This window comes from Trinickia dabaoshanensis (genome assembly GCF_002879885.1).
In the GTDB taxonomy this organism is placed as follows: Bacteria; Pseudomonadota; Gammaproteobacteria; order Burkholderiales; family Burkholderiaceae; genus Trinickia; species Trinickia dabaoshanensis.
Window position 1 is genome coordinate 1 of record NZ_PNYA01000028.1, and the last position, 26064, is coordinate 26064.

A 26064-nucleotide genomic window follows, 5' to 3' on the forward strand; every position below is an offset into this window, starting at 1 on the left:
CTACAGCGGCTCATTGCCGAGTTCGCGGGCTTGCTCGCCCAAATCGCACCGCACCGTACCCACAGCGCTACCGCCCAAAAAACAAACCCCATGCTCCGAAAAACATGGGGTTCGTCAGCAGTCTGAGGCACCCGGGCGGGTGCCTTTTTCACATCTGCGGAGCGAGCGTGCGTCATGCGCCGAGTTCGGTCGCGGCTCCATGATGCGCGGCGCTGGTATTGGTTGTGTCGTCCTCGGTGGGTGCCGCGGACGAATTCACCGCATTGGCCTTCGCCTGTACCGTCGCCGGATGATTGTTGCTTTCGAGCGCGACCTGCACGCGCTTAGCGGCGGCAACCACCTGCTTTTGCGGCGCTTGCGGCGCGTTGATCGGCACCTGACGGCCGCGCGCGACGTCGCGCAAGCGGCCACGTTCCGCCATGACCTTGGCGCCGTAGCCGCCGTCGTCCGGCGAAGTGGAGCCCACGTACAAGCGCAAGCCGTCGGGCAGCGAGCCGCCGCGCGCGATGCAATCCTTCAGCACGACTGCGCCCACGGTAATGTTGGCGAGCGGCTGAAGCGCCGCGCCGGTACCGCCGAAATACTGAAATTTGTCCGAATGGACCTTCGACATCACCTGCATCAGTCCTTGCGCGCCGACACCGCTTTCCGCGTACGGATTGAAGCCCGATTCGATCGCCATCACGGCGAGCAGCAGCAGCGGATCGAGCCCGACTTGACGACCCGTATCGAAGGCCGCCTTCACGAGTTCGCCGACCGGCTCTTGCGCTACGTGATAGCGGCGCGCCAAATACGACGTCACGAGCGCCTGCTCGCGCGCCGATACGAGCACACGATCGTCGCGCGCATCGGCCGAGACCGGCTGCGACGAGATCATTTTTGCCAGCAAGAACAAATTCGACGGCGTGATGCTCGCCGGCAGACGCAGATCCGGGGCAGAAGCCGCGGCCACCGTCAAACCGCTCCCACCGGTGCCGTCGAACGCGCCGTCGTAACGGGCCGTATCGAGGGTCGGGGTCTCGTCGGTGCCTTCCGGGTTAGCCGGGCCGAACCCGGGCAGCGGATGGCCGCTCAACAGCCGCGCCGGACCGGCCTGGACCGCGGCTTCGATGAACGGCATGAGGCGCGCCGCGAGCGTTCCGCGCACGGTCGGCAGCAGCCACAGCGCGAGGCCGCACAACACGGCGCACACACCGACGACGCTGAACAGATGGTGACTGACACGCGTCCCACGGCGCAGTGCGGTTCGCACCGCTGCGCCTAAACTGCCTTCGGAACGCCACGATAACCAAGTATTCATTCAGTTCTCCCATTGAGCATGGCTCGGCCTCGATGGGGACTACCGGCGCACGAAGCGCCTATCGAGTGAGCCAAGGCATCGCGGGCCTTGGTTGGACCACGGCGACGCCGGGATACGGCACCCTACCGCGCTTGGCGGCAGCGAACCGTGTGGAGAGCCACATCGGAGCAAAAGGACCGGTGGCATGCCATCGGACACGCGCACAGTGGCTCTCACGCAAAGCCGGCGTCAATGCGCCGGCGGGAATGACAACTAATAGACCAATTTGACCGTTGAAGCGCCGTGCTGGGCGGCGAACGGTGACGCGACACTTCGCGTCGTGAGCTGGATCGAGGGCAGTGAACACACTCAAAACGACTTGGCCCCGCAGCCAATGTGGGACGGATTCTAGCAGGCTTTTATAGATCGTCAATGATACAAAAACTCAAACCCATAACAAAATGTAATTAAGGAACTATCGAAAACGGCCGATAACCATGCCCCACGCGCGTTTCCACCGTTTTTTGATGTGGACCTTCAGTCAACCCGGTTGACGCGCGCAGGTAAAATCGTCGCCTGTTTGGCGCCGACCGTCGTCGAAGCGCCCGTCGCACAACTATCGAACTTATGAAATACAAGGACTTGCGGGACTTCATGGGCCGCCTCGAGGCGCTCGGCGAGCTGCGGCGCGTGCCGGAAAGCGTCTCGCCCGTGCTCGAGATGACCGAACTTTGCGATCGCGTGCTACGCGCCGGCGGCCCCGCGCTGCTGTTCGAGGCCCCGGCAGGCCACGCCTTTCCCGTGCTCGGCAATCTGTTCGGCACTACGCGGCGGATCGCGCTCGGCATGGGGATCGACGAAACCGCCGCCGCCGAGGAAGGGGCGGCGCTGCGCTCGCTGCGCGATGTCGGACGGCTGCTGTCCGCGCTCAAGGAGCCGGAGCCGCCGAAGGGTCTCAAAGACGCCGGCAAGCTGCTGTCGCTCGCCAAGGCGGTCTGGGACATGGCGCCTAAGACGGTCAGCTCCCCGCCCTGCCAGGAAATCGTTTGGGAAGGCAACGATGTCGATCTCGCCCGCCTGCCGATTCAAACCTGTTGGCCCGGCGACGCCGGCCCGCTCGTCACCTGGGGGCTGACGGTCACGCGCGGTCCGAACAAGCCGCGCCAGAACCTCGGCATCTACCGCCAGCAGCTCATCGGCCGTAACAAGCTCATCATGCGCTGGCTCGCGCACCGCGGCGGCGCGCTCGATTTCCGGGAGTTCGCGCTGGCCAATCCCGGCAAGCCCTACCCCGTCGCGGTCGTGCTCGGCGCCGATCCGGCGACGATCCTCGGCGCCGTCACGCCGGTGCCCGACACGTTGTCCGAATATCAGTTCGCGGGGCTGCTGCGCGGCGCGCGCACGGAACTCGCGCGATGCCTGACGCCGGGACTCGAGACCTTGCAGGTGCCGGCTCGCGCTGAAATCGTGCTCGAAGGATTCCTCCACCCGCAAGAAGGCGAGCCGGCCGCGGCGCCTGCCGGTGCGCCCCCGCGCCCCTCGCAAAGCGCGACGGCGCGCTACGAGCACGCGCTCGAAGGACCGTACGGCGATCACACCGGCTACTACAACGAGCAGGAGTGGTTCCCCGTGTTCACGGTGGAGCGCATCACCATGCGCCGCGACGCCGTCTACCACTCGACCTATACGGGCAAACCGCCCGATGAGCCCGCCATGCTCGGCGTCGCGCTGAACGAGGTGTTCGTGCCGCTGCTGCAAAAGCAGTTTCCCGAGATCACCGATTTCTTTTTGCCGCCCGAAGGTTGCAGCTATCGGATGGCGATCGTACAGATGAAGAAGAGCTACGCCGGGCACGCGAAACGCGTGATGTTCGGCGTATGGAGCTTCTTGCGGCAATTCATGTATACGAAGTTCATCGTGGTGGTCGATGAAGACGTGGACGTGCGCGATTGGAAGGAAGTCATCTGGGCGATCACGACGCGCGTCGATCCCTCGCGCGACACCGTACTCGTCGACCGAACGCCGATCGATTATCTCGATTTCGCCTCCCCCGTCGCGGGCCTCGGCTCGAAGATGGGACTCGACGCCACCAACAAATGGCCGGGCGAAACCGATCGCGAATGGGGCCGCCCCATCGCGATGGATGCCGCCGTGAAGACACGCATCGACGCTTTGTACGAACGCCTGGGGCTTGGCCGCTGAATTCGCGGCGCGCCCGTTTCCTATTCCATTCTCGATACTGACTACTGACGCATCGCGCTAGACATGCAACCGGCTTCCCTGCTGTCCAACGGATTCTTTCTTTCGCTGTCGTTGTGCCTCGACATCGGCATCGTGAATGTCGCGATTCTCTCGCGCACCCTCTCTCACGGCTTCCGGCCGGGGTTTTGGCTCGGGCTCGGCTCGTGCATCGGCGATCTGGTCTACGCCACGTTGGCGCTCGCGGGTATGTCGGCGCTGCTGCGATTCGACACGGTGCGCTGGGTGGTCTGGATCGGCGGCGCGGCGATGCTGCTGTTCTTGACCTGGAAGATGGCGCGCGAAGCACTCTCGCCCGCGCGGGCGACGCAAAGCCTCGGCGATGAGCCCGAGGCGAGCCCGATGCGCGCATTCGCGCGCGGTGCGGCACTCGCGATGTCGTCGCCGTCCGCAATCTTGTGGTTCGCGGCGGTCGGCGGCGCGCTAATCGCCAAAGCCGGTGCGACGAGCACGAGCAGCGCATCGCTGTTTCTGGGGGGCTTCTTTCTGGGCGGACTCGCGTGGACCGTGTTCATCTGCACGCTGGCGAGCCAGGGCAGGAAACACGCGGGCGCCTCGTTGTTGCGCGGATGCCATGTCGTTTCCGCCCTGCTCTTCGCGTACTTGTCGTACAGCGTGATCGTGGACGGCTACCGCGACTTGATCGTCCATACGGCACGCGCCTCGATCTAAGGGGGCGCCAATCCGCAGCCGGTCAGCCGCGCCTTACCATCCGCGATAGTACGGATGATGATGCCAATAGTGATGGCGGTAGTATCCGCCGCCGTAATACCCCCCGCCGTAATACCCGCCGACGACCACCGGAGGCGGCCCATAGTAGACCGGCGGCGGCGGAGCGTAATAAACGGGCGGCGGCGGAGCGTAATAGACGGGCGGCGGCGGGGCATAGACGGGATAAGCAGGCGCGACCGGAATGCCGATGCCGACACCGATCGATACATGCGCCTGTGCCGTCGCGGCGAACCCCGCGCTCAATGCTGCAACGGCAACCAACGAAGCGAGCTTTCTCATACTGTTCCTCTGGCGAATATGCAGGCGGCTCGCCGAATCGCCAAGCGGCACGACTGCAATCTACCTATTCAATGTATCGAAAAAGCAGCGCCGGAGGGCTCGGCATTTGTTGCAAATTGCAATGGGGGCGCGGCTGGACAGCCGCGTAGGCGGGCACCGGCCAGGCGTAGGCAAGCGCGATGGGTGAATTTTTACCGCTCAGCGGACCCGCAGTCCCCTATCGTCGGTAATGTTTAATTACAAATTAGTGGCGGGCGAGCCCGCTTTCCGGCGCCCCGCCCGCCGCCCAGGCATTCATCCCACTTTGACGTAGGTGAATTCGCGCGTGATGCTAGGAGGCACGTACGCTTCCCCGATCTTGACGCGCGGCGTGAGCCGCTTTTTTTGATCCCACCAGAGCCGGCGTTGAGCGCGACTGAGAAACCGCAGATGCTTACGGTATGAAAAAACGTTCATCGTGACCTCCCATGCATGGCTGCGACGCAAGAGCGAAGAACGAAGCGCGTACCTCCGGTGCCGGCCGTCTTTCGCCAGCCGCGCCTCTCAATACCACGCCCGAAACGCATCGAAGAAAATAGGCACGAACCCCCGTTGCGGAACGCCACGCGGCAATATAGGCCGACCGGTCATTCCATTCGGGCACCGATGCGCGATACTGACGGCCTAGTCACTACCATCGGACGAAAGGCTCATTCACCTCGTCCCCCTCGACCATGCCGCTCCCAGCTACTCCTCGACTCGGATTCATCGGCGCGGGCCGCTTGGCCAAGTGCCTGGCCGCGGGCTTCGCACGGGCGGGCTACGCCGTCGAGGCCGTCACCTCGCGCTCACCCGAGTCCGCCGCCCAACTGGCCGCCGCCCTTCCGCGCTGCCGCGCCTTCAGCGACGCGCAGGCCGTCGTCGACCACGCCGACGTTGTCTTTTTAGCGGTTCCCGATGACAACATCGGTACGATCGCGAACAGTCTGCGATTCCCCGCCGATCGCCAGGACTCCGTTGCGCTCGTGCATTGCAGCGGCGCGACCGGCGTCGAGGTGCTGGCATCGGCGCGCGCGCAAGGCGCCTCGATCGGCGGTTTCCACCCGCTGTACCTCTTCAGCGGCGACGATGGGGACCTCGAACGCATTGCCGGCTGCTCGATCACCGTGGAAGCGGATGTCGAACTGGCCGCGCTTCTCGGCGCGCTCGCGCATGCGCTCGGCTGCGAGATACTGACGCTCGCCGGCGCGCAACGCATGCTGTACCACGGCGCGGCGCATTACGCCGCCAGCTTTGCGCTGGCGGGCCTGGCCGAGGCCGTCGAGATCTGGCGCACGCTTGGATTCGACGAGGCACAATCGCTGCGGGCGCTGTTGCCGATGATGGCCGGCACCGTGCAGGCCGCCCGCGCGAAGGGCTTATCCGGCGCGTTGGCCGGACCGGTGTCGCGCGGCGACGCCGCCTTGCTGGAACGGCAACTCGCCGCGTTCGAAACGCTCGGAGCCGACCATGCGATGCTCTATGCGCTCATGACGCGCCGGGCGCTCTCCCTCGCAGGCCGTCGCGAGCGCCCACCGCCGTCGATGGACGCTATGACCGAGGCGACCCAAGCGACGCTCTCGCGCGCGTTCGCGCGAAGTGCAAGCGCGACGTAAGCCGTGATATGGTGACGACCGGCGCCCTGCGGACCGCCTCGGCGCCACCTACCAACCTGACGAGAACGCAAAAATGATCAAGGTCAGCATCCTTTATCCTTTTCGGGAAAACGTCCGCTTCGACGTCGAGTACTATTGCAACCGGCACATGCCGCTCGCGGCCAAGCATTTCGGATCGGCGCTAAAGGGATGGTCCGTCGATAAGGCGATCAGCGGCGGCGAGCCGAACTCGGCGCCGGGATTCGTGGCCGCCGGCCATTTTTTGTTCGAATCGGTGGACGCGTTCAAGCAGGTGTTCGAACCGGCAGCCGCGGAACTCGTGGCAGACATACCGAATTACACCGACAGCACTCCGCAGATCTTGATCAGCGACGTGATCGTAAACGTTTGACGGGTGCCCGCCGCACTACCCCGTAGTTGAGACGGCACGCGCTTGCACGGCGCGCGCCGAGCAGGACACTCAAAGAAGGAAAGGATCGAAGATGTTCGGGGATATTGCCCGTTTTCTGCTCAATACCGTTTTCACGTTGTTCGGCGCCGCGCTCGTTCTGCGCGCGTGGATGCAGGTCGTACGCCTGCCGCCGTACAACCCCGTGTCGAACGCCATTTTTCAGGCGACGAATTGGCTCGTCTTGCCGCTCAGACGCGCGCTGCCCAGCGCCCGGCGCGTGGACGTGGCGAGCTTGGTCGCGGCGCTGTTGGCGGCCATCGTGTACGTCGTCGCGATGGTGGCGATCGCGGGCGTCGATCCGCTTGCGGTTGCGCCGATCATCGCGGTCGTGTCCTTGCTGACGCTCGTCAAATGGGCACTGAATCTCGTGATCTGGCTGACGATTCTGATGGCGCTGCTGTCCTGGCTGAACCCGCACTCGCCGGCCATGCCGATTCTCTATCAGCTCACCGCTCCGTTTCTGAATCCGCTGCGGCGCGTGATCCCGAATCTCGGCGGCATCGACCTCTCACCGATTCTGCTCTTCGTGATCGTGCAGGTTCTGCTGATGGTCGTCACGCGTATGGCCGTATCGCTGACCCTTTTCGGCATCTAGCGCCGAGCGCTTGTCGCACCGCACCGGTCACGCGTCGGAACCGATGACGCCGAACGTGGCCGGAATCACCGTATAGACTGCCCGCACCTGCTCCTGCGAAACGAGGTGGATGAGTTGGCGTGCCTCGGCCTCGGTGGCGACGAACTCTACTTCGACCGTCAACGACCCCTGCAACTCGAAAAAGCGGTCTTCGTGCAAGACCCGGTGCGCGCCGAAGCCGGCCATGGCCCGGAACGCCGAGCCGCCCATGACGCCGAGTTCCTTTGCGCAGCCCAGCAGCCACTGCCACAGCAGCTTGCCGTGCAACCGGTGGTTTTCGTGCAGGTAGAACCGCAACAACACGTATTGCTCGGCTTGCATACAGCCTCCTGGCGATAACGTGGTATTGCTCCGATTGTGCCTCGCGTCGAGCGCGGCTACAACGGCGGGATGTTCCCGCCAAACACGGCCACGCGCGCACGCATCAAGCGGCGATGAGCCATACGCGCGCCATCCACATCCCGAGCGCCGTCAGCGCGAACGAACCGAACAAATGCACGCCGGCCTCGGCCAGCGCCCAGCCCAACTGGCCCTGGGCGAGCGAGGTGACGACTTCCGCCGAAAACGTCGAAAACGTCGTCAAGCCGCCCATGAAACCCGTGATGACGAATAGGCGCCATTCGGGCGGCAAGCCTGCCTTCACGCTGAAAAATACCGCGGCGATGCCGATCAAGAAACCGCCGATCAGGTTCGCTGCAAGCGTGCCGAGCGGAATGGCGGGAAAGACGGCATTCAAGCCGAGGCTCAGCGCCCAGCGCAGCAACGCACCGCAGCCGGCGCCGATAAAGATCGAGAGAATCGAGTAGATCACAACGGAGGTCCAGGTTCGAATCGTATTTTCAATCGAACCGGCCGGGCGGCGTTAAGCGAGAACGCCTACCGATTCCGGCTCGGGAATGGTAGGCATCATCAGCCGCAAAGGGCGGTTAAAGGAGGAATGCCATCTCCCGTGCGCACCGCGCAACGAGCAGGCCCGCTCGCGCCCGCGCGACAACGCGCTACTTTAGGGGTTTGAGGCAAGCCGCGCAAGATCGCCCTCGACGGGCTCGAACGGGCTTAGAAGTCAAAGCGCCTTTCTGATCGCCTCCGTCGCCACTCGGAGATCGTCGAATTGGGTGATCATCTCGAAGCAAAGAATAAAGGCGAACGTGTAGCCCGGCGCCGGAAACCGCTCGATCAAACGCAGAATCGGAACGGCTATCCGCTCTCGCACGGCGGCGCGCGTCATCAAGCACGTCAACGTGACCCCGAGCAGCAAGCCGATGATGACGTCGGTCGGGTAATGGAGACCGAGATAAACGCGGGGCAGCAGGATAAACAGCACCGTATAAAGCAGGGCCAACACCCCGACGAAGCGGTAGACGAGAAAAACACCCGTCGCAATCGCACCCCACATCATGGCGTGATCGCTCGGAAACGAACTCCAGAACCGCAACGTCGACTCCGTGTAAGTCGCTTCCGGAAAATGCAGATGTACGCTGGGGTCGTCGATAGGTCTGATTCGGAATGGCAGATAATGCGCCATCAACCTGCCGATCACGAGCGCGAGCAATCCGCTCACGATCGTCGCGATCACCATCTCGCGATTCGATCTGCCCGGTTTGGCGGGGGCAAGCCATATCCACCAGATGGCGGTAATCAGCACGAGTCCTTTGATCGTGTAGAACTCGGTCATCGCCCGGATGGCGCGGTTGATAAAAGCCGCGTGAAACGCGTGTTGCGTCAAAAAAGTCAGAATTGCATGGTCGAAGCCGTTCACTACGTCCTTCTCCTCCGTGTTCAATCGAGCGTTCCCCACCTCGCTGCGTCCCGGCGTGGGGGAAGCCGCACACACCCTCCCACAAAAAATATTCACGAAAATTTAAAAAAACAGCCGCAGTTTCGTCATAGGTAATGCGCAACCCCGACCGATTGGGTCCAAGCCGCCGTGGCCTGCGTCCGCGCGGAAGCGGCAACTCACCGGTCGGCTGTCAACCGCGGCGCCGCTCGTCCACGATTTCCGGCGCGATTGCAGCGTGGTTGACGATCGCCACCAGCGACACCCCGCCGATGACGTTACCGATCAGCGTCGGCACCAGAAAAACGACGAAGTAGTCGGACACCGGCACCGCGCCGATCATCACCGCATAGGCGGCTTCGACCGAACTCGCGATGATGTGCGTGAGCCGGCTTACGCCCACGGTATAGGTGACGAGCAAGATCGTCAGAAGGCGCGCCGAGCGCGCACTCGGCAACAGCCACACCATGAGCGCGATGAGCCAGCCCGCGAATACCGCACGCTCGACGGTGACGGCGAAACCTGCGGCGAATGGCGCCCGCGCGACGTTCGCCAATGACGCGGTGACATCGGCCGGGAACACGTCCTTGAACTGCAACATGCTCGCAAAGATCGTGGTGCCGACGAGATTGAAGAAAAGCACGATTGCCCAGAGCCTGAGCGTCTTCACCGCGGTTTTTAGGTCGCGACGCACGAGCACGGGCAGCACCGCGGTCAGCGTGCTTTCGGTAAAGAGTTGCTGGCGGCCGAGTATGACGAACACGAAACCGATGGTGTAGCCGAAGCTCGTCAGCAGATGACGCCAATGGGTCTGCGGCAATGCGCTTTCGAGTATCGCCTGAACGAGAAACGAGAACCCCATCGACATGCCCGCTGCGAGCGCGGACCACATGAGGGCGGAGAAGGTGCGCCCCATCGCCGCCTCGCCCTCCTCGCGCACCACCTCGTGGACGACGAGCGGATGCGGCGTCGAATGGTCGGCGGCTTGTTCGCGTTGACTGGCATCGAGATGAGGCGACTCAGCGCCTGCTTGCGGCTCGGACATGACGGTTTCCCCCTTAAACCTCGTTTCGACATGATCGATGCGTGCATCGGCGCATTCGCAGCCGCGGCGGCCGGGTTCGCGCACGACTGGAATTCGATTTGCCGGTGCAAACGCGATGCCTACGCAGGGGGAACGGACACTTGGACGATCCTAACGCACGCTTTTCGGTAGGGACATCGTAATAAGACGGCAATTAATTAGGATCTTCAATTTTCGTGACGAAAACCCTTATTAAGCCGAAATAATCTGCGGCCGATAAGCAGCCAAGAGGACACCCCTCCCGTCCTCACTCTTTGGGCGGAAATTCCATGGTCACCTTTGCGAGCAGCATTCGAGTCCGGATTACGGCGATCCTCGGTGCGTGTGTCCTTTTGTTGGTGGTAATCGGCGTGTACTCGCTGTCGGGGCTCTCCAAACTGAACGGCCTCGTGGAAAGCGGCTACAACGACAACACCGTGCCGATCATTCACTTGACGCAGATGCGCGCGGCGATGCTCGATATTCGTCTGCAATTTCGCCGCATGCAGGTGTTCCGCGACGATCCGCAAAAGGTCAAGGCGTCCGCCGATGCCGTGCACGCCGATTTGGACAGCATCTCCGCCGGATGGAAGCAGTACTATCCCGCCGACATCACGTCCAGCGACGAGCGCGCGGTCGCCGACAAAATCAACGCGAGCCTCCCCGATTTCGTGAGTTTGTCGAACACGATCGCCGCCGATGTGGCGGCCGATCCGCAGAAGATCACGGCGGATGCCGCACAAATCGACCAACACGCGGAGGCCGGCAAAGCGCAGAGCGATCTGCTTTCGCAAGACATCGCGGTCAATGACGCGCAAGCGAAGACATCGGTGGCCGAGAGCGAATCGAGGTTCAGGACGATTTTTGCCGTCGCGGCAGCGTTGCTCGTTATCGGTGTCGTGCTTGCGGTTATCGGCTCGATTTTCCTGCAGCGATGGATCATGAAGCCGCTCGCGAAGGCGATCACCCTGGCGCACCATATCGCCGCCGGCCGGCTCGAGAATCGCGTCGTCGTCGATTCGGCTGGCGAATTCGGGCAATTGCTGAGCGCGTTGAAGGAGATGGATGAAAAGTTGAGCGACACGGTGCGCGGCATCAAGAGTTCGGCGGAATCGGTTGCTTCGGCGTCGAGCGAAATCGCCAGCGGCAACGTCGATCTGTCGGCCCGCACGGAACAGCAAGCCGCCTCGCTCGAGGAAACGGCAGCCAGCATGACGGAATTGACGCAGACGGTGAAACAGAACGCCGACAATGCCGGGCAAGCCACCGCGCTTGCGACGAACGCGACCGATCTTGCTAACCAGGGCAATGAAGCCGTGCAGGTGATGGTCGGCACCATCGAAAAGATCAGCGGCAGTTCGACGAAGATTTCCGAAATCACCGCCGTGATCGAAGGGATCGCGTTCCAAACCAATATTCTGGCTTTGAATGCCGCCGTCGAAGCGGCGCGTGCGGGCGAGCAAGGCCGTGGCTTCGCGGTGGTCGCCAGCGAAGTGCGCAGTCTCGCGCAGCGCTCCGCGATCGCGGCGAAGGAAATCAAGGAATTGATCGGCAGTTCGGTCGAAGAGATTCAGGACAGCGTGCGGCAGGCCGCGCAAGTCGGTTCGTCGATGAATCAGGTCAAAGGTGCGATCAAGCAGGTGTCCGATCTCGTCGAGGAGATCGCCGCAGCTTCGGTCGAGCAAAGCCGAGGCATCGAGCAAATCGGCCAGGCCGTTGCGCAAATGGACGAGGTCACGCAGCAAAACGCCGCGCTCGTCGAAGAAGCCACGGCTGCCGCGAAGTCGCTCGAGGACCAGGCGGGCACATTGCGCACGGCTGTCGCGACGTTCAAGCTGTCGGAAACACCCGAAGTTGCTGCCATGCCCAGGCGTGTGGCGGTCGCACCGAAACGCACCACGGTTGCTGCCCGTCCCGTTCGAGCGGCGGCATCTACCCCGGCGCGTGCCGTTGCGGCACGCCCGAAGGCGCAGCCGGCTCGAGTCGAGCCGCACGCGGCGCAACCTGAGCGTTCCATGGTGCGTGTCGACGACAAGAGTTGGGAGACGTTTTGACCGGGTGGCCTATTGAATGAAGCGACGCAACTCGACAGTCGAAGGCCGATCGAAGATCGCTTCGGGCGTGCCGCTTTCCCACACGCGGCCTTGGTGCATGAAGACCACCTTGTCGCTGACTGCGCGCGCAAAGCGCATCTCGTGCGTCACCATGATGAGCGTCATATGCTCGCGCGCGAGGCTTTCCACCACGCCCAGCACCTCGCCGACGAGTTCCGGATCGAGCGCCGACGTGATCTCGTCGCATAGCAGCACGGTCGGCTCCATCGCGAGAGCTCGGGCGATGGCAACGCGCTGTTGCTGTCCTCCGGAGAGCTGCTCGGGATAGCTGCCGAACTTGTCGCCGAGTCCGACACGCTCGAGCATCTTTGCGGCTTGGGCCTGTGCCTCGCGCCGCGGCGTCTTCTTCACGACGGTCTGCGCAAGCGCGACGTTTTCGCCGGCCGTGAGATGCGGAAAGAGGTTGTACTGTTGGAAGACCATGCCCACCTTCAGACGCAGCGCGCGCAAGTCGCCATGACGCGGGTCGATGTGTTGGCCGTCGATCTGAATCGATCCGCCATCGATGCTTTCCAGTCCGTTCAGGGTACGCAGGAAGGTGCTTTTGCCCGACCCGCTGCGGCCGATGATCGAAACCACTTGCCCGCGCTCGACGGAAAAATCGATACCCTTCAACACGTGGTTCGTTCCGAACTGCTTTTCGACACCCAAAGTCTCAACGAGGGCCATACAAAGTCCTTTGCAACGTTCGCGCGTAATGCGTGAGCGGATAACAGAGCGCGAAATAGATGAGCGCGACGAGCCCGTAGACGAGGAACGGCTTGAAGGTCGCGTTCGAAATTTCGGCACCCGCTTTCGTGAGTTCGGAAAACCCGATGATCGAGACGAGTGCCGTGTCCTTGATCGCTTGCACGCCGAACCCCACGGTTGGCGCGACGGCGATGCGCGCCGCCTGCGGCAAGATGACGTGCCGTAGTTGCTCGAAGTAGTTCATGGCAAGGCTCTCCGAGGCCTCCCACTGCCCTTTGGGCACGGCTTGCACGCAGCCGCGCCAGATCTCGGCGAGATAGGCGCTCGTGAAGAAGGTCAGGCCCAACGTGGCGGCGACCCAGGGCGAAACGTCGACGCCGATGAGCGGCAGTCCGAAGAACACGATAAAAAGCTGCAGCAGCAGCGGCGTGCCCTGAAACACTTCGATGTAGACACGCGCGAATGCACGCGAAAGGCGCGAGCGCGATACGCGCATGACGAGCAGCGCGAGCCCGACCGTCCCGCCCGCGACGAACGAGACGAGCGAGAGCACGACTGTCCAACGCGCGGCGAGCAGCAACGCTTCGAGTATCTGGCCGAAAGTGAATTCGATCATCGGGCGCCTCCTCGCAGGTTCCGAGCGAACAGCTTGCGGCCCGCGGCGTAGAGAGCGGCACGCAGGACGAGCGCCATCGCGAAATAGACGCCGGCGATCAGGAAGTACGTTTCGAACGCACGGAAGTTGCGCGATTGCACGTAGCTCGCCGCGTAGGTCAGATCGGCGACGGAAATTTGCGAAACCACGGCCGAGCCGAGCATCGTGATGACGACCTGGCTTGCCAGCGCGGGAAAAACCTTGGCGAACGCCTGCGGCAGCAAGACATGAACGAACGTTTCGCGACGCGACATCGCGAGCGCAGCGGCGGCCTCGTGATGCCCTTTCGGCACCGCGCCAATGCCTGCTCGCAGGATCTCGACCGAATAGGCGCCGAGGTTGAGCGTCATTGCGGCGATGGCCGCGGTGTATTCGCCGATATGGATACCGAGCGCCGGCAGACCGAAGAAAACGAAAAAGAGCTGCACGAGAAACGGCGTGTTGCGAATAGCTTCGACGTATCCCGAGGCCAGCCTGCGCGGCAAGGCATGGCGGCTTTCGCACGCCGCCGCGCCAAGCACGCCGACGCAGACACCCAGCACCGTCGACGCGGCTGTCAGCGCAAGCGTGACGGCCGCGCCGCTGGCGAACAGCGGCGCATAGGCGGCCAGGTCGCCGAACTGTAGTTGATAACTCATGAACGATACCGTTGAAGCACGCCGGACAAGGGCTCGCCACCCACGGCGGCGAGCACGATGCTCAAGCGATTCAGAAGGTGGCGGGCAGCGGCTGGCCGAGCCACTTCTTCGAGAACGCTTGGAGCGTGCCGTCCGTTTTCGCTTGCTCGATCGTCGCGTTGACCTTTGCGAGCAATCGCGGCTCGTTCTTGGCGAGCCCAACGTAGCAAGGCGAATCCTTGATCACGAATTTCATCTCGGGCAATCGCGGCGGGTGCTTGGCGATGATGGCGGCGGCGACGACGTTGCCGGCCGCGATCAATTGGACCTGACCGGAAAGGAACGCTTGGATGGTGGCGTTGTTGTCGTCGAAGCGGCGGATCGTTGCCTTCGGCGCCAGGTTCGTGAGCGCGATCTCTTCGAGCGCGCCGCGGGTGGCACCCACCGTCTTGCCGGCGAGGTCGGCCGGGGTCTTGACGTTGATGTCGGCCGGCCCGAATACGCCTTGGAAGTACGGTGCGTACGCCGCGGAAAAATCGATGACCTTTGCGCGATCGGGGGTCTTGCCGAGCGACGAGATGATCAGATCGACCTTGTCGGTTTGAAGGTACGGAATGCGGTTCGAGCTATTGACCGGCACGAGTTCGACCTTGACGTTCATTGATTTCGCGAGCAACGCGGCCATGTCGATATCGTAGCCCTGCGGTTTCATGTCGGGGCCTACCGAACCGAATGGCGGGTAATCCTCCGGCACCGCCACGCGCAGTGTGCCGCGCTTGACGATCGCGTCGAGCGCGTCGGCGTGTGCGGCTTGCGCACCAAAAAGAGCGAGTGCGGGCACGGCGACGAGCGCGGCGAGCCAACGACGAACAACCGTGCGTTGCGGCTTATGTTCCATCATGATTCCTGAACTGAGTGATTGGGGCAGGCATGCGCCATGCTCGCGCACGAGCGGAGCCGAGGCCGAATAGAGCAAAGACCGGGCCAAGCCACGTGCGGCAGGCGAACCGCAAAGGTCGCTTCGAAACGAACGCGGCGACGAGGCGGCGTGCAGCGAGATATTCCCCGTTTTGGGGCATAGCGGCCCGCATCGGATCGACCGAAGTCGCGCAATTCGCCCAGCTGTTCATCATCAGAGCGCGCGGCGAGACGCCGGTACGCATCGGGCTTCAATGATCCGTTCACGGGCACGCATGCCCAACTCGGGCGAAACGGCGCAGGTAAAACCACGACGCTGCGCGCACTCATGGGGCAAATCCACACGCAGCGGGGCGACGTGCGCATGCTCGGGCAATCGACGCGCGCTTGGCCGCCGTATCGGATCGCCGCGCTCGGTGTCGGCTACGTGCCGGAGGGCAGGCGCACGTTCGCGAACCTGACGGTTGAAGAGAATTTGAAAGTGCCGCTGCAGCGGCCCGGGAAGTGGGACATTGCGCGCGTCTATGAAATGTTTCCGCGGCTCGAGGAACGGCGCGCACAAAAGGCCGCGCAACTTTCCGGCGGCAGGAGATGCTGGCGATTGCCCGGGCGCTGCTGCTCAATCCTACGCTGTTACTGCTCGACGAGCCCTCGCAGGGGCTCGCGCCGTTGATCGTGCGTGACACGTTCAAGGCGGTCGCGAATCGGTCGTCTTCGAAAGCGCGGTCATCTGCGAGTATCTCGAAGACGTCGCGGGGCCCGCGCTGCATCCGAGCGATCCGCTCGAGCGGGCCCGGCATCGCGGATGGATCGAGTTTGCCTCGTCGATCCTGTCGACACTTTGGCGCTTCGAGACCGCCACTCATGCCGACGCGTACGAAACCCATCGCCAGGCGCTGGCCGCACAGCTCATTCGCGTTGAAGCGGAACTCGGCGCAGGGCCGTTCTTGACAGGCGACACATTCACGCTCGTCGATGCGGCGTTCGCGCCGATCTTCCGCTACTTCGATGTCTTCGACGCGCTGACCGATACGCGCGTCTTCGAAGACACGCCGAGCGTTCGCGCTTGGAGAACCACACTCTTCGAGCGACCGAGCGTCCGGCAAGCCGTCGTGTCCGATTACGGCGAGCGTCTGCGTGCGTTCCTTCAAGCGCACGATGCGCATATCCTCAAGCTGGCGGCGTGAGGCGGCGATGAGTCAAAGCGTTGCCTGGGTGCTGCTCGTCGTGGTGGGTATCGTGACGCTGAAGTTTGGAAACACGACGACCTCGATATCGTGTAAGCACCCCGCCTGATAGAATCCGCAGCATCAAATTACGAATAAACGCACGGGGGGCAACGGTGATCGTTGGCATCGACTTGGGAACTACGAACAGCCTCATCGCCATTTGGCAAGATGGCCAGCCGCGTCTCATTCCGAACAGTCTTGGCGAATACCTCACGCCCTCGTGCGTCAGTATCGACGAAGACGGCAGCATTCTGGTCGGTCGCGCAGCCCGCGAGCGGCTGCAAACGCACCCCGACAAGACCGCCGCAGTCTTCAAGCGCTTCATGGGCAGCGAGCGCGTGATCCGGCTCGGTAGGCGCGAATTTCGTGCGGAAGAGTTGTCGGCCCTCGTTCTGCGGTCGCTCAAAGAAGATGCCGAGACTGCTTTGGGGCAGCCCGTCACCGAAGCGATCATTACGGTCCCGGCATACTTTTCGGATGCGCAGCGCAAGGCGACGCGAACAGCAGGCGTTCTGGCCGGCCTGAAGGTCGACCGTTTGCTGAACGAGCCGACGGCGGCGGCGCTCGCGTACGGAATTCATCAGCTTGGCGCAGAAACCCGCTTCCTCGTCTTCGATCTCGGCGGCGGCACATTCGACGTATCCGTGCTCGAGATGTTCGAAGGCGTGATGGAAGCACGCGCGTCCGCCGGCGACAACTTTCTAGGCGGCGAAGACTTTGTGGCTTGCCTCATCGATCGATTCTTCGAACTCACGAAAGCCCCCGCCCGGCTAAAGACCGACGCGGGATTCATGCAGCGTCTCACTGCAGGTGCCGAAGCGGCAAAGCGCACGCTGACCGAGCAGAGTGCAGCGACAATCGAAATGGTCGGCGTCGGTGAGACCTACACGATGCAAATCGACGAAGAGGCGTTCGAGCAAGCCTGCGCGCCGCTTTTGCAACGGCTGCGCTCGCCTGTCGAACGCGCGCTGCGCGATGCTAATCTGCGCGACACCGACCTTGAAAAGGTTGTGCTGGCAGGCGGTGCGACGCGCATGCCGATCGTGCGGCGCCTCGTCGCTCGGATGTTCGGCCGCTTCCCCGAGTGTCAGATCGATCCGGACCAGGTCGTAGCGCTCGGCGCAGCGGTACAGGCCGGGCTCAAGATGAAGGACGCGGCGCTCGACGAAGTCGTCATGACGGACGTCGCGCCCTATTCGCTCGGTGTCGGCGTCGCCATGCAGCTGCCCGACGGCTCGCAATCGGGTGGCCACTTCGATCCGATCATCGAACGCAACAGCCCTGTTCCCATCAGCCGTGTGAAGACCTACCATCCGGTTCGCGATCACCAACTTACGGTCGACCTGCACGTCTATCAGGGTGAGGCGAGGCTCGTCGCCGACAATATTCTGCTGGGCTCCCTGAAAATACCGCTGCCGAGATTGCCTCGTGCCGAATGCGGTGTGGACGTGCGCTTCACGTATGACGTCAACGGGTTGCTCGATGTTGAGGCGACGATTCAGAAAACGCGGGAGACTACGCGCGTGCTCATCGAGGGCAATCCCGGGCTGCTGTCTGAAGCGGAAATTACGGAAAGGCTCACAGCGTTGGCAGCGCTGAAGATTCATCCGCGCGACCGAATGGAAAACCGCGTGCTGATGGCGCGCGCCGAGCGGCTTTATCAGCAACTGCGAGGCAGCGAGCGCGAATGGTTCGGCGCGCAAATCCGGGTGTTCGAAAGTGCGCTCGCCTCGCAGGATTCCCGCCGGATCGACGCCGATCGCCGAACGTTCGACGAGATTGTCAATGGCGTGGAACGCGCCAATCGTATCTTCCCTCTGCCAGAACCGCAAAACTGATTCGGGCCCGCAAACACTATGGTGCCTGCTTTCCTGCATCGGCTTGGGCTTGATCCGACGGCCGACGAGCGCGCGATTCGGCGCGCCTATGCGCAAACGCTCAAAAAGATCGACCAGGAGGCCGACCCGTCAGCATTCCAGGTGCTGAGGGAGGACTACGAAGCAGCGTTGAAGTGGGTTCGGCGGCCGGTCCAAATAGATCCGGCAAGCGGCTCCGGTCTGCCAAGTGTTCCGGCTGCTCCGATCATTAGCGAGGCGGCGCAGCGCGCGGTGCCGAACGAGTCGGACCGATCTCACGCACTGCCGAAAGTCGTGTCCCGGTTGCGCACACCCCCGAGTGCGCCTGTTGTAGCTAATTCGCACAGCGATAGCTCCGCAACGGCGGCGGCCGCTTTCGCACGATTTTACGATGCGTTCGAGCGTGAAGCTCGCGCCGCGTCCTCCAGACTCGATGCGCAGGCGTGGCAGGCGCAGCTGGAGGACGCGCTGACCAGCAACGATCTGGTCAGTCTCGCGGCGCGCGATCTGTTCGAACACAAGGTGGCGTCGGTGCTCGCACGGGGATGGAAGCGCGGTCATGAAGTGCTGTTTGTGGCCGCGGCCAAAGCGTTCCGCTGGGACGACGATCCAAGGGGCCTTCGCAAGTTCGGGCAAGCCGGTGCCACGATCGAACGCGCGCTGTTCGAACGCGTCTTATTCGATCGGCAGAATTCGACCACGCGAGTTAAACAACGCGTCGTCATCCAACGCTTACGCGACCCGGCCGCCCCCACGCAAAAGGAGCTCGAATCTTCGCTCGTGACGTTGGAACAAGTGGTCGCGAACTTCCCGGCTTGGTTGGGCATCATTACGGACCTAGGTGCCCTTGCGCACTGGCGAGCGCATTTCGCTAAATTGCCGGTACACGCGCAGGAAATCGCGAAGCTGCGTGCGCCGTCACAGACAGCGGCGTCGCGCGGCTCCTCCTTTCGGGTTCGATGGCTTTTCCTGGGCCTGATCATGCTTTTGGCACTCATACAGCTGGTCGGCAGCCATTTGACGGCGCCGGCAGCGAGCGCCGGAACGCAGCAGAAGATGCGCACGCCTGCACAACAGTTGCAAAAGATGCCCTTGCCGTTTGCGCCGACCAGCAATCTGCAACCTGCGCGGCCCTCGACGGCACCAATCGGCCCGGCAGCCGACTTTTCGAGCGGCGGGCGCGTCAAGGCGAAACCGCTCGATAGACGCGCGATTGCTGCACTTGTCAGCAGCGCCCCGAGCGAGACAGTCTGCAACGCTGTTTTCATCCTATCGATCGATCACGCGATCGGCACGCCGGAACAGGACGCCGACCCCGGGCCCGCATTCGATCGCCAGATCGTGGCGTGTACTGCCAGACAGCTCTGGCCAAGACCGTCGTACAGCGACCCGGCCGTTCAACAAGCGCTGAGCCGGGAACAGGTCCAGCTGGCAAACGCGGTGAAGAAGTCAAGGGGCAACCTCGTCGGTACCGCCGCGCTGCAGGCGAGCCCACATCGGCAGTCGGATTTCTCGCTCGTTCCCGGCGGTACGGTCAGCACATATAGAGGCGGAGGTAGCCCTGTCGATACCGCTGCGCTGCAGGCGAAACCCTATCGACACCCGGACTTTTCGCTCGTTCCGGCTGGGGCTGTCAACGCACACACGGGGACGCCCTCGGCGGCACCCGACGTGCCGGCTCGATGAAGAGTTCGAAGAAGTACAACTAGCGCCCCTACTCAACGAAATCGCCGCATCGGTCGGCCGCCGCAACTGGCCCCTGCTCTACAAGGATGCGTTCCGCATGCCGGGTGATCGCTTTTCGGCCTTGGCGGCGCGGGTGCCCGCTTTTCCTGAAGTTCAGGTGTTCGAGTTCCAGCGCGGCCACGCGTTCGACAAAGAAGCCGCCCGAGAGGAGATGCGTGAGTACGTCGAGGGTAACTTCACCCGTCTGATCGAGTTCGCCTTCTACGATTCCGAGTCGGAAAACGACTTCGCCAGGCCTAGCGTCGATCTACAGAAAGAGTTGGGCGCCGGATTTGGCAAGCTCTTCCCGTCCGAGCTGATCGCCGAAGTCGCGTCCGACATGGAAATGAACGAGGGTCCCTGGGAGTCGGCCATCACGGGAACGGATTCGACGACCGCGGGTCAGCGGCGGTTCGCCCAAGCGTGTAACACGCTGCATCTCGTCGCGTCGCTCGACGTGATCAACGCTCTTCACGCATTACAAGACGAGATTCGCATAACAAACACTTCGCGCTCCCAAGAGCGGCATGACCGACTGCTATCACGCTTAATCTGGAGCATTCGGGCCGATTTAGGCATCCCGTCCCCCAACGATTGGCAGTCGCTCCCGGTGAAACTCTGGACTTCGGGCATCCCACTCGACGACCCGGCGGCATGAGGAACGGCGGCTAGGCTGAATGACGCGCTTGCACGAAGTAGCCTGGCCTGTCTATTCTCAGACGAATCGAGTTCTGATACGTTCTCGCGCTGATTGACTCCGAGGACCCAAAATTCTTTGGACCCGCAACATCGGCGTCTTCGTCGGTCGCACCGTCCCGATCATCGGCGAAGTCATCCTCGCCTACGACGTGTCGGTAATCAGCTACCGCAGCGCCGTTCATTACAATCAGCTCGTGAAGCCCGAGGACCGACTATGAGCGATTCTCTGCTGCTAGAAGAAGTCGAATCGTTCGTGCGCAAGGAGCGCGGCTTGTCCAAGAGCAAGGTCATCACGACGGCCACGACGCTTGAAGACGACCTCGGTATCACAGGCATCGAGGGTGAGACGTTCATGGAAGCCTTCTTTGCCCGCTTCCAGGTCGATGAGGGTGATTTTGCGTCGGGACGCTACTTCATGGACGAAGGGTCCGGCCTTCTGCTCATGCTCGTCATAGCCCTGTCGCGAAAGCGGCGAAAGGCGCTCGATCGCATTCCTATTACGGTCGGCATGCTTATCACGGCTGCTGGACTTGGCCGTTGGGATTCCGTCGAGGTCGAGAACGGTCGCGTGTGACGAAACGAAGGTTCGTCATAGGCTGATCTCCTGCATCGACGGAAAACCTAACGTCAGGTTATAATTCCAGCATGCCAACATTGCTGAGAATCCTCGGCTATCGTGTCCAAATATTCACTAACGACCATAGCCCGCCACACGTTCACGTCGAAAAGACGAGCGGCCCGTCCTGCGTGTTCGAACTGAACTGTCCGCGTGGCCCGCTCAGGTTGCGAACGGTCAAGGGGCGCATGTCGGATCGCACGATCGCCCGGCTTGCCGAACTGATCGAACCCGAAATCGAGCGCCTTTGCAGGGAATGGAGAACCATACATGGCTAAGATCACTGCTGCCGAAATTGCCGCCGCACGCAAGCGCGGTGCCGAGGAGCCATCCATCGTATCGGCTCGCTTCATACGCGCCACGCGCACGCTGGAGGTCACCTTCGGACACGGCGTGAAGATCGCGGTCCCAGTCGCGCTGATTCAAGACTTCAGCATGCTGGAGCGCGCGCCGACATTGGCCGAACTGGCTGAAGTCCAGGTCTCGGGCGCGGGCACCTCGTTGTACTGGCCGCGCCTTGATCTCGGTCTATGGGGCGCGGGCCTCCTGCAAGGCATTTTCGGAACCAAAGCATGGATGCGCGAGGTTGCGCGCGGAATGGGAGCAATCAAGTCCCCTGCTAAGGCTGCGGCATCCCGCGAAAACGGACGAAAGGGTGGCCGCCCGCGCAAACATCCTGCAACTCCCGCACACGCGTAACGAGGACGGCTCGGACTACAGGAGCGGCGATGGCTTCTAAACCCGCCCCCTCGGAATCGGGAATATACGAGCAACATCGCGGCGAAAATCATTCTCGTCGACGGAGATCAACTTGTGAAGCTCCTGGTCGAACATGACGTTGGTGTTTCGACCGCCAGCACCTACAAGATCAAGAAGATCGATTCGGATTACTTCGAAGGTGACTCGCTCTAATCGAGGCTATCCCTCGTAGTCTGCCGTATATCGACGGCATTCCGACGACAACCGGTTCAGGTAGGGGAGCAAGCTCCCAATCTCGGCTTGCAGGCGACCGCGCGTGAGCAACGACAACCCGTACGCTGAGGCGCTATTCCGTACGTGCAAGTACCGGCCCGACTACCCGCGCAAAGCATTCGCGAGCCTCGACGCCGCGCGTGCTTGGACGCAGCAGTTCGTGCGTTGGTACAACCATGAGCACAAGCACAGCGGCCTGAAATTCGTCACGCCGGCGCAGCGTCGCAACGGCGTTGCCATCGCCGTGTTGGCACGACGCGATGCCGTCTATGCGCAAGCCAAGGCACGTAGCCCGCAGCGTTGGTCCCGCTCCGCTCGCAACTGGGAATTGAAGAACGAAGTCTGGCTCAATCCCGAGCGTACGCCCCGAGCCGAATTAAAGCAGTGCGCGTGAAGCGACGCGACAACTACGTTGACAAACATCGCGAACACCGCCCGCGTAGCAACAATCTGTCCAAGCGGGAAGAGCGGTCGCGTCACGTCTCGTAACCCGACCCGGCACGTCTTCGAAAAGAACCAATAGATGGTTCGTGAAGACGGCTCGTGAGAATTCATTGCCGAACGCGTCTTGAATGGATTCCACCACCCCCTGGATCTGCTCGAAGGTTAGTGGCGGGAAACGGTCGGGGTGTTCGGTGTCGTCCATGCGGCGACTATCCATCGCTACGTCGGAGTCGGCAACGCTAGCTCATCCGCTTCACGAATCACGAGGCCCTGGGATCTGACGATGGCTCCGTTTCACGCATGGCGATATGACGCCCCATCCCCGTCGCCGTCCGATTCCCCAGACGGACCGACCACCGCCCCAGCTTTTTGATACGATCCAACCTACGAACAGGCGGCGGTTCGTCGGCTATTCGCAGGCTTGTATCCGAGCCAAGCAAAAAACAAACATGAGGGCCGCATGAACAACACGTATAGCTACGGATCTCACAAAGATCTGGAGCCTACCGAACTTTTCTTATTCATCGCTGCTGAGCAGACCTGCGAGCAGCTCGGGATCGACGACGTGGAATACGTCATCTTGATTTTTTCCGGTCTGCCGATTTTGCCAACCCGCGCCAAGCCATTAGGAGCGACGAAGGGAACGTCTATCGCCTCGGTTATGTCTCGTTCGCTGTTCCGCTACGAGCTAAAGAAGAAGGTCTTGCCGACCTTCACGCTGAACAGCATAAAGCGGCTTCGTTGGATTTTGACTCACAAGCTCAGCACGTTTGTAGGTCGAACGCTGCCGGGCGTCGGTTGGGTTCTCTTGGCAAACGATGTTGCCCAGATCGGGTATCACACCGTCATTCAATACAACCGCATCGTTTCGCCCGAGGATAGGGTGTTCTAATGGCAAGCCATACCTGGGAAGACCTCGAATCGTTTGTCAGAAAGGAAGCGTGCGTATCACCGAAGAAGGCCATAACACCCGAATCGACGATCGAAACGGATTTGGGGCAACAGGGCGACGATGCCGACGAGTTCATGCAGCACTTCTTCGAGGCGTTTCATTTGGATAGGGGCGACTACGACTTTCATCGCTACTTCCTAATGGAAGGCGAGGGAATTCTATATCATTTGGCGATGAAAATACTGAGAAAGCCGCACTCGTTTAAACGGGAAACGCTGACGGTCGGAATGCTTCATAGGGCACTGATTGATGGCAGCTGGGACTCACAAGCGCTGTCGCGAGGGCAGCCGGGCAACTACCCTGCGGATTAGGCAGTACAACAACCACACGAGAGACGAGCATGCCGACAATTGAGTTGCAGATTTTCAGCCCGCGTTGGGGCCATGACGAAACACTACGAGATCGAACTCGAACGGGACCACATGGAGATCACCTGGGGAGCAAACACCGCCCGCGCTGATTGGCGGGACAACGCGGAACCCTGCATGGAGCGGCTGGACCGTTGAGGGCATGATGGGGAATGACCGCATCCACCCGCCTGCCGTTGCCCAAAGAATGTTCCAGAAGGTTTGGACGGCTTGGCGAAGTGGTGAATGCGGCAACGCGCGCCAAGCCACGAACTGAGTTCTGGAAGGCCTACTTCTAGCCGCGGTACAGCTCGAGCGACCCATCGCGCAGTGCTGGGATTCCGCAACGAGGCGAGCAACGCAGATTTGACGATTGACGCCCTTCGACCCATCGCAGGCATTGATATCGCCTGACGTCGATGGCGCTTCTCGCTCGGCCAACTGCCACCGGAGTGACCGAATTGTAACGGCGGCGACGTCGCCTTAAATCGCCGGCGATTGCATACGCGCGGCGTTGTCTTGGGATCGTGCCCGGTCCTGGTGACTGGAACTCAACTTCGCAGCACGATAAGAGCCCGATTGCTCGTCATAAACCGGAGAATTGCCGCAACATGTCGAATCTTTCTGCCTCCGACAAACGCTGGCTTAGCGCGAAAGCCTGCTCTGCGTCAGGGCCGGCGAGATACATGACCTGACCAGTGCTATCGGTCGCTGCCGTGAAAATGGTTTCGGCAATCGACGTGGCAGTGGAATAGTCGCCACGCCTCGCCCGCATTGCGGCCATAACTTTGCCTAGGGTATCCGCGTACTCACTTCCGCCCTCCAAAGGCGTGTGCGCGAGAGATCGCCCAGCAAAATCGGTCGCAACTCCGCCCGGTGCAATGACTTTGGCCCGGATGCCAAGCGGTGCGAGTTCGAAGGATAGGGACTGGGTAAAGCCGACTACAGCGAATTTGGTCGCGCTGTAGACGGAAAAGAAAGGAAGCGGAATCAGACCGCCCAACGAGGCCACATTGATGATGGTGCCACTGCCCTGATGCCGCATCGTTGGCAACACCGCACGAGTCACGGCGAAAACGCCGCTTACATTGGTCGCGAACTGGCGCTCAATCTGCTCGCAGGTCGCTGCTTCGAAAGGACCCAAAAGACCATAACCGGCATTGTTGACGACTGTGTCGATCCGGCCATACTGGTCTAGTATCGCCGTCACCGCCACCCCGACCGAAGCGGAATCGGTTACATCAAGCGATAGCACCATGGTTCGCCCATCTTTGACGAGCGTAGCGCCGTCGTCTGGATTGCGCATGGTCGCGGCGACGCGCCAGCCGCGTTCAGCAAACAGGTTAGCGGCGGCACGGCCGATGCCGGTCGAAGCGCCAGTGATCAGGACGACAGGGGAGATTTCGGTAGGCATCGCAGCACTCTTTTGGCGAAAAAATATTCGTTTAATAAGTAAAAAAACTCAACAGCGGATGGCGTCCCAGCACAATTGAAAGGCGACCATGCGACTCTCGTCGGTATCGGCGACTGATCCCGCACGAATCAGCCGCGCCGTCTCGCGGACCGAGCCGATGAACAGCGAGGTCAGGAAAGGGGCCGGCACCGCTTTCAGGATTTCCGCCTTCTGTCCCTCTGCAACGATCCGCATCAATCCTTCGCTCCGTCGAGCGCTATAAGCACGACTCTCGTCGCTCATGAAGGACGAACCCACAAATTGTTCCATAAAGCTGACCTCATCATGTCTGCGCAGACGATGATCGAGCATTCTGTACCATATGCCCCGCACACGCGACTTTAGCGGCGCGGCGGCGTCGATCTCTGCGCCGTAGAAGTCCACAGCCTCAAGCTTGGCACGGCGAAACACTTCGTTAAACAGGGCATCCCTGTCCGTGAAATACACATAGAGCGTGCTTGTGCCGATACCGGCCGCCTTGGCGATTTCCGTCAACGTCAGACCGAGCAGCCCGCGTTCCGCCGCAAGGCGGCAGGTCGCACTGATCACGGCATTCAGTTTCTTCTCGTCCTTGGGTTTCATGGGCACAATAATAGCAGAAATTTTTTTCGCTCATAGACGCCGACTCGGCTGAAGAGTTTTTCCCCGATACATGGCCTCGAACATCCA

At 61.8% G+C, this 26064-nt stretch carries 29 protein-coding genes, 3 pseudogenes and 1 riboswitch; of the genes and pseudogenes, 19 read left to right on the top strand and 13 right to left on the bottom strand.

What is annotated here, in order from left to right; translation table 11 throughout:
• Positions 1-172 precede the first annotated feature (172 nt).
• Positions 173-1300, bottom strand: a complete 1128-nt coding sequence (locus tag C0Z18_RS25275; RefSeq protein WP_102648206.1) for a transglycosylase SLT domain-containing protein — start codon at positions 1298-1300, stop codon at positions 173-175.
• A gap of 606 nt (positions 1301-1906) precedes the next feature.
• Here C0Z18_RS25275 and C0Z18_RS25280 point away from each other — a divergent pair.
• Both C0Z18_RS25280 and C0Z18_RS25285 read left to right on the top strand, forming a co-directional pair.
• Positions 1907-3481, top strand: a complete 1575-nt coding sequence (locus C0Z18_RS25280) for a UbiD family decarboxylase (protein ID WP_102648207.1) — start codon at positions 1907-1909, stop codon at positions 3479-3481.
• Between the two features lie 63 nt (positions 3482-3544).
• Positions 3545-4210 (top strand): LysE family translocator, encoded by a 666-nt coding sequence (locus tag C0Z18_RS25285; protein WP_102648208.1) that lies wholly within the window; start codon positions 3545-3547, stop codon positions 4208-4210.
• Positions 4211-4243: 33 nt separating this feature from the next.
• Here the strand turns inward: C0Z18_RS25285 and C0Z18_RS25290 are convergent, their stop codons facing one another.
• Together C0Z18_RS25290 and C0Z18_RS33280 are read right to left on the bottom strand one after the other, a co-directional pair.
• Entirely contained in the window at positions 4244-4549 is a 306-nt protein-coding gene (locus tag C0Z18_RS25290; RefSeq protein WP_102648209.1) for a hypothetical protein, read from the bottom strand.
• Between the two features lie 294 nt (positions 4550-4843).
• Entirely contained in the window at positions 4844-5005 is a 162-nt protein-coding gene (locus C0Z18_RS33280; RefSeq protein ID WP_162878086.1) for a hypothetical protein, read from the bottom strand.
• A 257-nt stretch (positions 5006-5262) separates the two neighbouring features.
• On the opposite strand from C0Z18_RS33280, the gene C0Z18_RS25295 reads away from it, so the two are divergent.
• The 3 genes from C0Z18_RS25295 (at position 5263) to C0Z18_RS25305 (ending at position 7229) form a co-directional block, all read left to right on the top strand.
• Positions 5263-6183 (top strand): Rossmann-like and DUF2520 domain-containing protein, encoded by a 921-nt coding sequence (locus C0Z18_RS25295; RefSeq protein WP_102648210.1) that lies wholly within the window; start codon positions 5263-5265, stop codon positions 6181-6183.
• Positions 6184-6256: 73 nt separating this feature from the next.
• Entirely contained in the window at positions 6257-6574 is a 318-nt protein-coding gene (locus tag C0Z18_RS25300) for an EthD family reductase (protein WP_102648211.1), read from the top strand.
• A 91-nt stretch (positions 6575-6665) separates the two neighbouring features.
• On the top strand, positions 6666-7229 hold the full coding sequence (locus C0Z18_RS25305) for a YggT family protein (protein ID WP_102648212.1): 564 nt from the start codon (positions 6666-6668) through the stop codon (positions 7227-7229).
• A gap of 27 nt (positions 7230-7256) precedes the next feature.
• Here the strand turns inward: C0Z18_RS25305 and C0Z18_RS25310 are convergent, their stop codons facing one another.
• The 4 genes from C0Z18_RS25310 to C0Z18_RS25325 form a co-directional block, all read right to left on the bottom strand.
• Positions 7257-7589 carry a DUF190 domain-containing protein gene (locus C0Z18_RS25310; RefSeq protein WP_102648213.1) on the bottom strand — a complete coding sequence of 111 codons (333 nt, stop codon included), beginning with the start codon at positions 7587-7589 and terminating at the stop codon, positions 7257-7259.
• 103 nt (positions 7590-7692) lie between these two features.
• The gene (gene crcB, locus C0Z18_RS25315; RefSeq protein WP_102648214.1) at positions 7693-8079 is read right to left on the bottom strand and encodes a fluoride efflux transporter CrcB; all 387 of its coding nucleotides are present in this window, start codon (positions 8077-8079) and stop codon (positions 7693-7695) included.
• Between the two features lie 82 nt (positions 8080-8161).
• Positions 8162-8225, bottom strand: a riboswitch (Fluoride riboswitch).
• A gap of 106 nt (positions 8226-8331) precedes the next feature.
• On the bottom strand, positions 8332-9027 hold the full coding sequence (locus C0Z18_RS25320; RefSeq protein WP_102648215.1) for a phosphatase PAP2 family protein: 696 nt from the start codon (positions 9025-9027) through the stop codon (positions 8332-8334).
• A 211-nt stretch (positions 9028-9238) separates the two neighbouring features.
• Positions 9239-10090, bottom strand: a complete 852-nt coding sequence (locus C0Z18_RS25325) for a formate/nitrite transporter family protein (protein ID WP_102648216.1) — start codon at positions 10088-10090, stop codon at positions 9239-9241.
• 308 nt (positions 10091-10398) lie between these two features.
• On the opposite strand from C0Z18_RS25325, the gene C0Z18_RS25330 reads away from it, so the two are divergent.
• On the top strand, positions 10399-12162 hold the full coding sequence (locus tag C0Z18_RS25330; RefSeq protein ID WP_102648217.1) for a methyl-accepting chemotaxis protein: 1764 nt from the start codon (positions 10399-10401) through the stop codon (positions 12160-12162).
• 9 nt (positions 12163-12171) lie between these two features.
• On the opposite strand, the gene C0Z18_RS25335 is transcribed toward C0Z18_RS25330, so the two are convergent.
• The 4 genes from C0Z18_RS25335 to C0Z18_RS25350 all read right to left on the bottom strand — a co-directional run bounded on the left by C0Z18_RS25335 (position 12172) and on the right by C0Z18_RS25350 (position 15082).
• Entirely contained in the window at positions 12172-12891 is a 720-nt protein-coding gene (locus tag C0Z18_RS25335; protein ID WP_102648218.1) for an amino acid ABC transporter ATP-binding protein, read from the bottom strand.
• A complete protein-coding gene (locus C0Z18_RS25340; RefSeq protein ID WP_102648219.1) occupies positions 12878-13528 on the bottom strand; it encodes an amino acid ABC transporter permease in 651 nt (216 codons plus the stop codon). Before C0Z18_RS25340 ends, C0Z18_RS25335 begins: the two co-directional genes overlap by 14 nt.
• Positions 13525-14205 (bottom strand): amino acid ABC transporter permease, encoded by a 681-nt coding sequence (locus C0Z18_RS25345; protein ID WP_102648220.1) that lies wholly within the window; start codon positions 14203-14205, stop codon positions 13525-13527. Before C0Z18_RS25345 ends, C0Z18_RS25340 begins: the two co-directional genes overlap by 4 nt.
• Before the next feature lie 70 nt (positions 14206-14275).
• On the bottom strand, positions 14276-15082 hold the full coding sequence (locus C0Z18_RS25350) for a transporter substrate-binding domain-containing protein (protein WP_199189551.1): 807 nt from the start codon (positions 15080-15082) through the stop codon (positions 14276-14278).
• A 303-nt stretch (positions 15083-15385) separates the two neighbouring features.
• Between C0Z18_RS25350 and C0Z18_RS33655 the strand changes: the two are divergent.
• From C0Z18_RS33655 to C0Z18_RS33940, 13 genes and pseudogenes are all read left to right on the top strand, one after another.
• Positions 15386-15804: pseudogene (locus C0Z18_RS33655) on the top strand (ATP-binding cassette domain-containing protein); the annotation flags it as partial.
• A gap of 128 nt (positions 15805-15932) precedes the next feature.
• Positions 15933-16289, top strand: a complete 357-nt coding sequence (locus C0Z18_RS33290) for a glutathione S-transferase family protein (RefSeq protein ID WP_269845331.1) — start codon at positions 15933-15935, stop codon at positions 16287-16289.
• Positions 16290-16444: 155 nt separating this feature from the next.
• On the top strand, positions 16445-18169 hold the full coding sequence (locus C0Z18_RS25370) for a molecular chaperone HscC (protein WP_102648224.1): 1725 nt from the start codon (positions 16445-16447) through the stop codon (positions 18167-18169).
• A gap of 18 nt (positions 18170-18187) precedes the next feature.
• Complete coding sequence (locus C0Z18_RS25375; RefSeq protein WP_102648225.1) at positions 18188-19873, top strand: hypothetical protein; 1686 nt, start codon at positions 18188-18190, stop codon at positions 19871-19873.
• A 97-nt stretch (positions 19874-19970) separates the two neighbouring features.
• The gene (locus tag C0Z18_RS25380; protein ID WP_146014094.1) at positions 19971-20570 is read left to right on the top strand and encodes a hypothetical protein; all 600 of its coding nucleotides are present in this window, start codon (positions 19971-19973) and stop codon (positions 20568-20570) included.
• A gap of 97 nt (positions 20571-20667) precedes the next feature.
• Positions 20668-20829: pseudogene (locus C0Z18_RS33930) on the top strand (STM2901 family protein); the annotation flags it as partial.
• Positions 20826-21185 (top strand): DUF1493 family protein, encoded by a 360-nt coding sequence (locus C0Z18_RS25390; RefSeq protein WP_102648228.1) that lies wholly within the window; start codon positions 20826-20828, stop codon positions 21183-21185. The pseudogene C0Z18_RS33930 and the gene C0Z18_RS25390, both read left to right, overlap by 4 nt.
• A gap of 71 nt (positions 21186-21256) precedes the next feature.
• Complete coding sequence (locus C0Z18_RS33935) at positions 21257-21505, top strand: DUF4160 domain-containing protein (RefSeq protein WP_102648229.1); 249 nt, start codon at positions 21257-21259, stop codon at positions 21503-21505.
• Entirely contained in the window at positions 21498-21926 is a 429-nt protein-coding gene (locus tag C0Z18_RS25400; protein ID WP_102648230.1) for a DUF2442 domain-containing protein, read from the top strand. Before C0Z18_RS33935 ends, C0Z18_RS25400 begins: the two co-directional genes overlap by 8 nt.
• A 304-nt stretch (positions 21927-22230) precedes the next feature.
• Positions 22231-22593, top strand: a pseudogene (locus tag C0Z18_RS25405) (integrase core domain-containing protein); the annotation flags it as partial.
• A 510-nt stretch (positions 22594-23103) separates the two neighbouring features.
• On the top strand, positions 23104-23535 hold the full coding sequence (locus tag C0Z18_RS25415) for an STM2901 family protein (protein WP_102648233.1): 432 nt from the start codon (positions 23104-23106) through the stop codon (positions 23533-23535).
• On the top strand, positions 23535-23906 hold the full coding sequence (locus C0Z18_RS25420) for a DUF1493 family protein (protein WP_102648234.1): 372 nt from the start codon (positions 23535-23537) through the stop codon (positions 23904-23906). Before C0Z18_RS25415 ends, C0Z18_RS25420 begins: the two co-directional genes overlap by 1 nt.
• A 148-nt stretch (positions 23907-24054) precedes the next feature.
• Positions 24055-24219 (top strand): hypothetical protein, encoded by a 165-nt coding sequence (locus C0Z18_RS33940; protein ID WP_408647123.1) that lies wholly within the window; start codon positions 24055-24057, stop codon positions 24217-24219.
• A 309-nt stretch (positions 24220-24528) separates the two neighbouring features.
• Here C0Z18_RS33940 and C0Z18_RS25425 read toward each other — a convergent pair whose 3' ends face one another.
• Positions 24529-25356 (bottom strand): SDR family oxidoreductase, encoded by an 828-nt coding sequence (locus C0Z18_RS25425; protein WP_199189548.1) that lies wholly within the window; start codon positions 25354-25356, stop codon positions 24529-24531.
• A 48-nt stretch (positions 25357-25404) separates the two neighbouring features.
• A complete protein-coding gene (locus tag C0Z18_RS25430; RefSeq protein WP_102648235.1) occupies positions 25405-25977 on the bottom strand; it encodes a TetR/AcrR family transcriptional regulator in 573 nt (190 codons plus the stop codon).
• Between the last annotated feature and the right edge of the window lie 87 nt (positions 25978-26064).

Bases quoted from the DNA above. Each gene is read 5' to 3' on its own strand.
- C0Z18_RS25340 (WP_102648219.1), bottom strand. From the start codon at position 13,528: ATGATCGAATTCACTTTCGGCCAGATACTCGAAGCGTTGCTGCTCGCC.
- C0Z18_RS25375 (WP_102648225.1), top strand. From the start codon at position 18,188: ATGGTGCCTGCTTTCCTGCATCGGCTTGGGCTTGATCCGACGGCCGAC.
- C0Z18_RS25430 (WP_102648235.1), bottom strand. From the start codon at position 25,977: ATGAAACCCAAGGACGAGAAGAAACTGAATGCCGTGATCAGTGCGACC.
- C0Z18_RS25390 (WP_102648228.1), top strand. From the start codon at position 20,826: ATGAGCGATTCTCTGCTGCTAGAAGAAGTCGAATCGTTCGTGCGCAAG.
- C0Z18_RS25420 (WP_102648234.1), top strand. From the start codon at position 23,535: ATGGCAAGCCATACCTGGGAAGACCTCGAATCGTTTGTCAGAAAGGAA.
- C0Z18_RS25285 (WP_102648208.1), top strand. From the start codon at position 3,545: ATGCAACCGGCTTCCCTGCTGTCCAACGGATTCTTTCTTTCGCTGTCG.
- C0Z18_RS25300 (WP_102648211.1), top strand. From the start codon at position 6,257: ATGATCAAGGTCAGCATCCTTTATCCTTTTCGGGAAAACGTCCGCTTC.
- C0Z18_RS33935 (WP_102648229.1), top strand. From the start codon at position 21,257: ATGCCAACATTGCTGAGAATCCTCGGCTATCGTGTCCAAATATTCACT.
- C0Z18_RS25345 (WP_102648220.1), bottom strand. From the start codon at position 14,205: ATGAGTTATCAACTACAGTTCGGCGACCTGGCCGCCTATGCGCCGCTG.
- C0Z18_RS25275 (WP_102648206.1), bottom strand. From the start codon at position 1,300: ATGAATACTTGGTTATCGTGGCGTTCCGAAGGCAGTTTAGGCGCAGCG.
- C0Z18_RS25305 (WP_102648212.1), top strand. From the start codon at position 6,666: ATGTTCGGGGATATTGCCCGTTTTCTGCTCAATACCGTTTTCACGTTG.
- C0Z18_RS25325 (WP_102648216.1), bottom strand. From the start codon at position 10,090: ATGTCCGAGCCGCAAGCAGGCGCTGAGTCGCCTCATCTCGATGCCAGT.
- C0Z18_RS25350 (WP_199189551.1), bottom strand. From the start codon at position 15,082: ATGGAACATAAGCCGCAACGCACGGTTGTTCGTCGTTGGCTCGCCGCG.
- C0Z18_RS25295 (WP_102648210.1), top strand. From the start codon at position 5,263: ATGCCGCTCCCAGCTACTCCTCGACTCGGATTCATCGGCGCGGGCCGC.
- C0Z18_RS25280 (WP_102648207.1), top strand. From the start codon at position 1,907: ATGAAATACAAGGACTTGCGGGACTTCATGGGCCGCCTCGAGGCGCTC.
- C0Z18_RS25310 (WP_102648213.1), bottom strand. From the start codon at position 7,589: ATGCAAGCCGAGCAATACGTGTTGTTGCGGTTCTACCTGCACGAAAAC.
- C0Z18_RS33280 (WP_162878086.1), bottom strand. From the start codon at position 5,005: ATGAACGTTTTTTCATACCGTAAGCATCTGCGGTTTCTCAGTCGCGCT.
- C0Z18_RS25290 (WP_102648209.1), bottom strand. From the start codon at position 4,549: ATGAGAAAGCTCGCTTCGTTGGTTGCCGTTGCAGCATTGAGCGCGGGG.
- C0Z18_RS25400 (WP_102648230.1), top strand. From the start codon at position 21,498: ATGGCTAAGATCACTGCTGCCGAAATTGCCGCCGCACGCAAGCGCGGT.
- C0Z18_RS25335 (WP_102648218.1), bottom strand. From the start codon at position 12,891: ATGGCCCTCGTTGAGACTTTGGGTGTCGAAAAGCAGTTCGGAACGAAC.
- C0Z18_RS25415 (WP_102648233.1), top strand. From the start codon at position 23,104: ATGAACAACACGTATAGCTACGGATCTCACAAAGATCTGGAGCCTACC.
- C0Z18_RS25425 (WP_199189548.1), bottom strand. From the start codon at position 25,356: ATGCCTACCGAAATCTCCCCTGTCGTCCTGATCACTGGCGCTTCGACC.
- C0Z18_RS25330 (WP_102648217.1), top strand. From the start codon at position 10,399: ATGGTCACCTTTGCGAGCAGCATTCGAGTCCGGATTACGGCGATCCTC.
- C0Z18_RS25380 (WP_146014094.1), top strand. From the start codon at position 19,971: ATGCCGGGTGATCGCTTTTCGGCCTTGGCGGCGCGGGTGCCCGCTTTT.